Genomic DNA, 6,142 nt, shown 5'->3' on the forward strand with positions numbered 1-6,142 from the left:
GAGGGGACCGCCGTGAGGTTGGTGAGGCGCCCGGCAGCGCGCTCCTCGTCCACGGCGAGCCCGCAGACGATGGCGGACATGAGCGGCATGAGGGCGCCGAGGAACTGGGCGTAGGCGTCCGCGCCCAGCGCCGGGTCCCATCGGGTTACGGAGAAGTACTCGCCGCAGGCAAGACCGGCCGCCAGGCCGCAGGCGAGGTGCACCGCCGCGAGCGGGGAGCGCGCCAGGCGCAGGGCCTCGGAGAGCAGGGCCCGCGGGAGAGTCATGCGCGGCGTCGGGTCGGAGAGTCGTGTCATGGCCATCACCTCTCCTCGGAGCGCGCGAACCAGGCCGCGCCCGCCGCCGTGAGCGCGGCGAACGCGAGCGCGCAGACCGCAAGGCCCGCCAGCGTGAGCATGCCGTCCGCCATGAGCGCCCCGCCGAGCGCCATGTCCGCCGCGAGCGGCTCGCCGCTCGGCAGCACGGGGATGAAGCTCGTGGGGATGACCATGTTCGCCGACGGCGGAAAGAGCTGCGGCAGCGGCACCAACGACCAGGCGAACCCACCTACGAGTTGCGCGGCGAGCGGGCAGAAGATGCCCGCGAGCATGCCGAGCCGCGCCGTGAGGAAGAGCCCTGCGGGGATCATCCACGCCGCGGTCACCGTGTTGGCGAGCGCGCAGAGGAGCATCGTGAGCGTGCCCGCGGCCGTGAGACCCTGCGAGGAGAACGCCGATCCCGCGAGGTAGATGCCGAAGACCACGAGGTTCGAGAGCGTGCAAAGAGCGAGGCACCAGAGCGCCTTAGCCCACCAGGCTCGCCCGAGCGGGAAGCCCAGGCCCAGAAGCCCCCGCATCCGCGTGCGAGCGTCCGCCCGCGCGACGCACGCCACCACAAGCGATAGAGACACGGGCAGGAAGAGCGCGTACCAGTAGTTCCACGCGCTAAAGATCTGCACGCCCCGGTAGGGCATCGCGCCGAGCAGCGGCATCGGCAGCGCCATGAGCACGGCCAGGCGAACCGGTGCCGCGTGGCGCGACTTCAGGGCCTCGGCGCGCAGGCCCGCGAGCAGGCCGCCTTTCTCACCCGTCATGCCGCCACCTCCCCGCGCGCTCGTCGCCCTTCCCGGCAGAAGCTCATGAAGAGTTCCTCGAGGTCCTGTCCGGGACGAAGCGCATCCTCGTAGGCGAGGCGCCCCCCGCAGATGATGCCGATGGTGTCCGCCATCTGCTGCACCTCGGAGAGGATGTGGCTCGAGACGATCACCGTCGTACCCGCCGCCGCGAAGCCGCGGATCTGGTCGCGCAGCTCCTCGATGCCGATGGGGTCGAGGCCGTTGGTGGGCTCGTCGAGCACGAGCAGGCGTGGCCGGGCGATCAGCGCCAGTGCGAGCCCCAGGCGCTGCCGCATGCCCATCGAGAAGCGCCCGGCGCGCTTCTTCCCGGTGTCCGCGAGGTCCACGGCGGCGAGCACCTCATCTATGCGGCTCTCGGGAAGGCCCAGCAGCGTGGTGCGCACGCGCAGGTTCTCTCGCGCGGTGAGGTTGGGGTAGAGCGGCGCCTCCTCGATGAGGCTGCCGATTGCGTAGAGGTCCTCGCGGCGCCAGGCGTGCCCGGCAAAGAGGATCTCCCCGGCCGTCGGCCGCAGCATCCCGCAGATCATCTTGAGCGTTGTCGACTTGCCGGCGCCGTTGGGACCGAGCAGCCCGTACACCTCGCCCTCGCGGATATGAAGGCTCACATCGGCCACGGCGTCCTGCGCCTGGTCGCCGCGGCCGAAGCGCTTGGTGAGCCCACGCGTCTCGAGCATGTAACCCATGGGTTTATCCTTTCTCTTCCGGGAGCGCGGGCCGAGTCACCGTGCCCGCGCGCCTTACCTTTCGGGTTCACCATCCATGGTGGGGCGCGTTTCTAACGAAGCCGTAACGGCCGTTGGGCTCTTTTGGCGCCAACCCTTCTCGACCCGCACATCATGATTAATTTGCTTAAGGCAACAACTTTCCCGATCGATGTAATCACCGAATCAAAACGTGTACATCAGCCATCAAAGATGCCGAAAAATGTCATATTTGGAGGCTGATGTACACAAATGCAGAATCCCGCACAACCCAGTAGCATCCTCCATATGTCTGGACTCTCTATGCATACGCTGGATAGACATCGCCGGAACGGGTATAGTATCGAAAGTTTTGTCGTTAACCAGCGGGGGAGTCCTGTGGGCATCAAAAAGAAGATCAAAAAGGAGCTTATCGGCACTTCCGATTACCCGTCGAATAAGATCTTTACGATCTCCAATTTCATCACCTTTACGCGCCTGATCCTCACCCTGGTATTTCTGTACCTGTTTGTGACGGATAACAACCGCGTCATCGCCATCGTTATCTACGCCGTTGCCGCCTCTACCGACTGGATGGACGGTCAGATCGCCCGCATGACCAAGACGGTCTCGTGGCTCGGCAAGGTCATGGATCCCATCTGCGACCGTGCGCTGCTGTTCACCGGCGTACTTGGGCTGGTGGTCCGCGGAGAGCTGCCCATCTGGGTCTGCGTGCTCATTATTGGCCGCGACATCTATCTGGGCATCGGCACGCTTATCGTGCGTCATTATCACCGTCGCCCCATCGATGTCGTCTTTCCCGGAAAGATTGCCACTGCACTGCTCATGACCGGCTTCTCGCTCATGCTGCTCGGGTTCCCCGTTATTGACGGCCTGCATCTTTTACCTTCAACCCTTACGGCCTTCCCGGGCCTCAACGGAAGCTCGGTGCCCCTCGGCATCTTCTTTGTGTACGGCGGCGTGATCTTCTCCATGCTCACGGCTGTCATCTATTCCATTAAGGGCGGAGTGGCCATTAAACAGGCTCTCGCGCATCCCGAGGACGAGGACATCGACTTTCTGAACCCTGAAATCGAAGACTGATTCGTTGGGGTATGATTACGTACGGTTCATTATTTGCGGCACGTCCGCGATAAGTTAGGGGTTGTCATGGACAACATGGTTAACAATATGCCTCAGAATGATAAGACTGCTGACGCTACCTGCGTATTCCGCGTGCCTTCAAGCGACGTCACCGTTCCCGACCTCATGGCCAACGTGCGCATCACCGCACCCGTTCTGTCCATCGTCAAGGGTCCGCAGACTGGTGCCGCCTTTGAGCTCGAGGACGACGTGACCACCATCGGCCGCGATCCTGCGAACGGCATCTTCCTCAATGACATGACCGTTTCGCGTAGCCACGCGCGCATTATTCGCGAGGGCCTCGGCGCTCGCATTGAGGACCTGGGCTCGCTCAATGGCACCTGGGTCGACGGCGCCATTGTCAACGCGGCCCCGCTGCACGATGGTTCTTCCGTCCAGATCGGTACGTTTACGCTCATCTACCACGAGAGCACGCCGGAGCGCATCGAAACCGGTGAGTAGGGCATGGCCGAACGCAACTATCTGAGTATCGGCCAAGTCGTCAATCTACTTCGAGGCGCATACCCCGATCTATCGAACTCAAAAATTAGATTTCTAGAAGATGAGGGGCTCATCACCCCTCATCGAACGCCTAAGGGGTATCGCCAGTACTCCAAGGAAGACGTTGACCGTCTCGAGGTCATCCTGCACCTGCAGAAGACCCGCTACATGCCGCTCAACGTCATTAAGCAGCGCTTGGAAAACGCAACGGACCTGTCCACTTTGGCTTACGAGGTGGGTCTTCTGTCCGATGTTCCGCTTAAGACGGAGCCCAAGGAGACCAAGCAAAAGCTGCACCCCATCGAGACGATCCCCGACATGCTCGGTGTTGAGATTTCGTTTATCCGCTCCCTTGCCGAGAACGATCTTATCCGCATCATCAAGAGCCCGCAGAACCGAGAGCTCGTCGATGGCAGAGATTTCCCGATTATCCGCTACTGCTCGGAGCTGTCGCGCTTCCACATTGAGCCGCGCAACCTGCGTCAGTACGTATCGTCGGCAAACCGCGAGTCTTCGATGTTTGAGCAGGTTCTCGTGAGCATGCTCGGCATGGATACCTCTGATGATGAGCGCGACGCCAAGCTCGAGCGCGCTTTTAAGAAGCTGCACGACCTCACCGAGGGTGTGCATACCGCGCTCCTTAAGAACCGTGTCTTTGAGTCGCTCAACGCCGTGGTCGAGGACGCCGACATTGATGCACTCGATGAGGAGATTGCACGTTCCGAATCCACCAAGGCTAAAAGCGATGGGGCAAGCGTCCCCGCGGTTGCCGCGCACGAGGAGTCGCTCGTGCAACCGTCCAAGGTCGTCGTCCCCTCGCATAACCCGTCTGCTAACACGGGTAAATAATCGCCGTCCACCCGGCAATCCATGAAAGGTCACGCCATGTACGACTTCGAATCTCATATCGTCGATATCCCCGACTATCCCGAGCCCGGAGTCGTCTTTAAGGACATCACACCGCTCTTTGGCAATCCCGAGGCCCTGAGGGCCATGGTGGATGCCCTTGCCGAGCATTTTGCCGATATGGGCATTACCAAGGTCGTAGGACCCGAGGCCCGCGGCTTTATGGTCGGTGTGCCCGTGGCCGTCGCCCTAGGTGCCGGCTTTGTACCCGCACGTAAGCCCGGCAAACTGCCGCGCAAGACGATAAGCGAGAGCTACGAGCTCGAGTATGGAACGGATTCTATCGAGATTCACGCCGATGCCATCAGCTCTAAAGATACCGTGTTGATTCTGGACGACTTGGTCGCGACGGGCGGAACCGTCGAGGCAACAGGTAAACTGGTGCGTGATATGGGCGCAAAGCTTGTGGGCTACGGTTGTATCCTTGAGCTTGCGTTTCTCAACCCGCGCAAGAAGCTCACGCCGACTGACGACGATGTTGAGCTCTTTAGCCTGGTGACGGTGGACTAGCCGTTACCCTTAGTTACTGGAAAGGAAGCTACATGCGCACAGCAAACACGCACAGAAACATGGCACGCTGCGCTGCTACGGCAACCCTCGCTTGTGTTTTGGGCCTGGGCCTCGTGGCTCCGGCCTACGCCGATACCGCATCCGACCTTGCCGCTGCTCGTACTAAACTCGAGCAGATCGGCACGCAAACCCAGCAAATTCACGATGAACTCTCCGCACAGACGCAGGAGCTTGATCAGACTGCAGGCGAGATTACGCAAAAGCAGCAAGAGATCGCCGAAGGCCAGGCAAAGCTTTCGAGCTACGTTGCCGGTGAGTACAAGACCGGCGGCCTGAGTCTCCTTCAGGTCCTGACGGGTGTCGACGATCTGGGCGATATGCTCAACCGTCTGTTCTACTACGGCAAGGTGTCCGACAAGCAGGCCCAGACCATCCAAGAGGTCAAGGACCTTAAGCAGCAGCTCACCGATAAGCAGGCCGAGCAGGAGAAGAACGTCGCCGCGACGCAGAAGAAAGTCGACGAGCTCAATGCCCAGCAGGCTGAGGCCCAGAATGTCGTGAACTCCCTGGATTCACAGCTGCAGGCCGAGCTTGCTGCCGAGGCCGAGGCCAACGCTGCGCTGCAGGCTGGCATTAATGCCAGCACCGCCGAAAAGGCCACGGTGAGCAACGACACCGCCGGTACGACCGAGAACACCAACAATGGTGGCGGTACGACCAACAACGGCGGCGGCAACACGCCTGCGCCCGCGCCCGCTCCTGCCCCCACGCCGCAGCCCGTGACGCCCGCTCCGACTCCGACGCCTTCCGCACCGAGCCAGTCCGTTGACGGCGGTACCGTTGTTTCTCGCGCTTATAGCAAGCTGGGTTGCGCTTATTCTTGGGGCGGCATTGGACCGAACAGCTTTGACTGCTCCGGCTTTGTAAGCTATTGCCTCACGGGCCGCTACTGCCGTCTGGGCACCACCGGCACTTTCATGGGTTGGACCCGTGTGTCCGATCCGCAACCCGGCGATGTTGTGGTTAACTCCTACCATACCGGCATCTATATCGGTAATGGCCAGATGATCCATGCTTCCGACTACAAAACGGGCGTTATCATCAGCTCCGTCGCAGCCGGTATGAACAACAACTACATCTTCGTACGCTACTAATTTATTACTACAGCGAACGAACATGGGCCTCGCGATCTTGAGTCACGAGGCCCATTCTTTTTACCCCTACCGTTTGCCATAAAATCAGGGGTTGATTTCCGATCTCAGCCGAACACATTGAGCAAATAGGCCAT

The 6,142-nt window shown here is 60.9% G+C and carries 7 protein-coding genes and 1 pseudogene; 5 read left to right on the top strand and 3 right to left on the bottom strand.

All coding sequences use genetic code 11. The annotated features are described in order from the left end of the window. The 3 genes and pseudogenes from DW180_RS09905 to DW180_RS09915 form a co-directional block, all read right to left on the bottom strand. Positions 1 to 266, bottom strand: a pseudogene (locus DW180_RS09905) (lantibiotic ABC transporter permease); the annotation flags it as partial. Positions 267 to 301: 35 nt separating this feature from the next. After that, positions 302 to 1,072: a hypothetical protein gene (locus tag DW180_RS09910; RefSeq protein ID WP_117716874.1), complete on the bottom strand. Its 771-nt coding sequence runs from the start codon at positions 1,070 to 1,072 to the stop codon at positions 302 to 304. Continuing rightward, complete coding sequence (locus tag DW180_RS09915) at positions 1,069 to 1,797, bottom strand: lantibiotic protection ABC transporter ATP-binding protein (RefSeq protein ID WP_055250122.1); 729 nt, start codon at positions 1,795 to 1,797, stop codon at positions 1,069 to 1,071. Before DW180_RS09915 ends, DW180_RS09910 begins: the two co-directional genes overlap by 4 nt. A gap of 396 nt (positions 1,798 to 2,193) precedes the next feature. Here DW180_RS09915 and DW180_RS09920 point away from each other — a divergent pair, with 396 nt between their 5' ends. The 5 genes from DW180_RS09920 to DW180_RS09940 all read left to right on the top strand — a co-directional run bounded on the left by DW180_RS09920 (position 2,194) and on the right by DW180_RS09940 (position 6,008). After that, complete coding sequence (locus tag DW180_RS09920; RefSeq protein WP_089573364.1) at positions 2,194 to 2,898, top strand: CDP-alcohol phosphatidyltransferase family protein; 705 nt, start codon at positions 2,194 to 2,196, stop codon at positions 2,896 to 2,898. 66 nt (positions 2,899 to 2,964) lie between these two features. Beyond that, positions 2,965 to 3,399, top strand: a complete 435-nt coding sequence (locus DW180_RS09925; RefSeq protein ID WP_006236002.1) for an FHA domain-containing protein — start codon at positions 2,965 to 2,967, stop codon at positions 3,397 to 3,399. A 3-nt stretch (positions 3,400 to 3,402) separates the two neighbouring features. Beyond that, complete coding sequence (locus DW180_RS09930) at positions 3,403 to 4,287, top strand: MerR family transcriptional regulator (protein ID WP_117759889.1); 885 nt, start codon at positions 3,403 to 3,405, stop codon at positions 4,285 to 4,287. A gap of 36 nt (positions 4,288 to 4,323) precedes the next feature. Then, a complete protein-coding gene (locus DW180_RS09935; RefSeq protein WP_199411499.1) occupies positions 4,324 to 4,854 on the top strand; it encodes an adenine phosphoribosyltransferase in 531 nt (176 codons plus the stop codon). Between the two features lie 32 nt (positions 4,855 to 4,886). After that, the gene (locus DW180_RS09940) at positions 4,887 to 6,008 is read left to right on the top strand and encodes an NlpC/P60 family protein (protein ID WP_118238516.1); all 1,122 of its coding nucleotides are present in this window, start codon (positions 4,887 to 4,889) and stop codon (positions 6,006 to 6,008) included. The last annotated feature ends 134 nt before the right edge of the window (positions 6,009 to 6,142 follow it).

It is taken from the genome of Collinsella sp. AM16-21 (genome assembly GCF_003471905.1).
Classification (GTDB): Bacteria; Actinomycetota; Coriobacteriia; order Coriobacteriales; family Coriobacteriaceae; genus Collinsella.

Coding starts and splice junctions, on each gene's coding strand:
- DW180_RS09935 (WP_199411499.1), top strand. CDS start 4,324: ATGTACGACTTCGAATCTCATATCGTCGATATCCCCGACTATCCCGAG.
- DW180_RS09930 (WP_117759889.1), top strand. CDS start 3,403: ATGGCCGAACGCAACTATCTGAGTATCGGCCAAGTCGTCAATCTACTT.
- DW180_RS09940 (WP_118238516.1), top strand. CDS start 4,887: ATGCGCACAGCAAACACGCACAGAAACATGGCACGCTGCGCTGCTACG.
- DW180_RS09910 (WP_117716874.1), bottom strand. CDS start 1,072: ATGACGGGTGAGAAAGGCGGCCTGCTCGCGGGCCTGCGCGCCGAGGCC.
- DW180_RS09915 (WP_055250122.1), bottom strand. CDS start 1,797: ATGGGTTACATGCTCGAGACGCGTGGGCTCACCAAGCGCTTCGGCCGC.
- DW180_RS09925 (WP_006236002.1), top strand. CDS start 2,965: ATGGACAACATGGTTAACAATATGCCTCAGAATGATAAGACTGCTGAC.